This is a genomic window from Mesorhizobium sp. M7A.F.Ca.US.006.04.2.1 (assembly GCF_004022915.1).
Classification (GTDB): domain Bacteria; phylum Pseudomonadota; class Alphaproteobacteria; order Rhizobiales; family Rhizobiaceae; genus Mesorhizobium; species Mesorhizobium ciceri.
In genome coordinates this window covers 1-1,991 of the sequence record NZ_RZQA01001018.1, presented here as the reverse complement: position 1 = coordinate 1,991, position 1,991 = coordinate 1, and the positions used below count along the sequence as shown (strand labels likewise).

Here is a 1,991-nt window from a genome sequence, read left to right as displayed (position 1 = left end):
GAAGTGCTGGCACCCGTCTTGCACCGAAGGCGGTTGCCGGCTGATCCCCGGCAGCTCGTCGGGCTTGAGGCAGTAGTTGGGGGCCCTCGCCCGGCGAGTTCACCAATACGGTTTGTCAATGTTGAAGGGTCGCCCGCAACCATCGCTGGGCCTTGCGGGGGCGAAGCTTGCGCACGATCCCCTGCGCTCATTCGTCGTCTTCCCAACTGTGAGTTTTTTCCACGGAGTTCATGGATGGCGCGCACAATGCAATGGAAATCTACATACCTCGGTGCATCGATCATTATTTTAGTGATCACTAAAATCCCCGATGATTTGAACGCCAGAGTTTAACGCAGCCCGTGCGATTTCAGGGCGACGTTTCTTCTGCGTGGGGTTGGATATGCGTGCCCGGATGTTAGTTAGGAACTCGAAGGCTACAGAAGCCTTCGAATTGCGCGTGAAAATCGCGTCCTTGGAAGAGGAGCAGAGGCGAAGAGTGGCGAGCTCGGCTGGTATGTTAAAGCTGGCGCAAGTCGGCCAAGAATTAAAGTGGCTCCGGTTTCGCCTGGCCATCCTGGAAGACTGTGTGGCGGCGCTTTCAACCAAACACTAATTTACGTGCCCGTACTGGATTAGCCGGGACCATCATCGGCCGCCTTCAGATGAGACACCACCGTCCCGACGGGTAGGCTCGGCAGTGTTTGGTTTTTCTTCGGTTCTCTTCGTCCCAAACTGGTAGAAAAGCGCGAATGACAATACGAGATATCCCACCTGGAAAATGATCAAGATCAGCAATGTCCATGCAAGCGACTTCCAGAACGAGCCGGTTGCTAGAAGAATCCAGATCGCCGCCACGGTCGAAGTGGCGAACATCCCGATCAGGAAACGCGGAAAAAACATTTATGCTCAATGCCGCCCCATAACTGGACCGACCGGGTCTCTCGCGTCTACTCTCTAGAAGCATTTAACGTTTCACTAAATTAGTAATTGCGCAAGTCATCATGAGAGGTGACCCCAGCGAGCCCTCTGGTCACCCACTTTGGAATATAGGATTATTATCCTCGTTGCAGCGATCCCCTCAAAACGGAGTTCGCCAAATGCCTAGGTCAAAAGGTTCGCAGAAGCTATCGCAGGCTGAAATTGAGCGCTTTGTGGCGGCAGCGGAATCGCTGCACTTGAGCATCATCAAGCCCTTCATATCCCCGCATTGCGAGTGACGTTGCCCCCAGTTTTTATCCAGTTTTGAGTTCGTTTCCGGCGTGGGCTGTGCCCTGCTGGGCGGGTGAAGCGACGGGCGCTGGCGCGGAGCCTTTGGCATAGCGCAGCGCGAGCGACCGCCGCGGATTGAAGGTGCTGGCGAACTCGGCCGGTGTCTGCCAGGCGATTTGGGAGTGCGGCCGCGCGGTATCGTAGTCGGCGTGCCACAGGGCAATGGCTACGCGCGCCTGAGCCAGCGAGGTAAACAGTGTCTCGTTGAGCAGTTCATCGCGCAGTCGGCCGTTGAAGCTCTCGATGAAGCCGTTCTGCATCGGCTTCCCGGGCGCAATGTAATGCCATTCGACGCGGCTCTGATCCGCCCAGGAGAGGATGGCGTTCGAGGTGAACTCGCTGCCATTGTCGCTGACGATCATCCTCGGCCGGCCGCGCTCGGTGGATGAGCCGGTCCAATTCGCGGGCGACCCGCATGCCCGAGAGACGCGTATCAACGATCAGTGCCAGGCACTCTCTCGTGCATGTCGACGACGGCCAGGATGCGCAAGCGTCGCCCGTCGGTGAGCTGGTCCGATACGAAGTCAAGCGACCATCGCTCGTCGGGCCTCAGCGGCACCAGCATCGGCGCCCTGGTCCCGATTGCCCGTTTGCGGCCGCCACGCCGGCGAACGGCGAGCTTATCCCCCCGAAAAAGCCGGAACAGCTTCTTGTGGTTAACGCCCAGCCCCTCCCGCCTCAGCATCACCAGAAGACGCCGGTAGCCGAACCGGCGACGCTCCTGCGCGATCGCCTTCATC

General features: G+C 58.3%; 1 protein-coding gene and 1 pseudogene. Both read right to left on the bottom strand.

Annotated features, from left to right (window positions below; translation table 11 throughout):
• Positions 1–627: 627 nt before the first annotated feature.
• Positions 628–882 (bottom strand): hypothetical protein, encoded by a 255-nt coding sequence (locus EN925_RS33610; protein WP_127369079.1) that lies wholly within the window; start codon positions 880–882, stop codon positions 628–630.
• A 332-nt stretch (positions 883–1,214) separates the two neighbouring features.
• Positions 1,215–1,991, bottom strand: a pseudogene (locus tag EN925_RS33600) (IS3 family transposase); the annotation flags it as partial.

Coding starts and splice junctions, on each gene's coding strand:
- EN925_RS33610 (WP_127369079.1), bottom strand. CDS start 882: ATGTTTTTTCCGCGTTTCCTGATCGGGATGTTCGCCACTTCGACCGTG.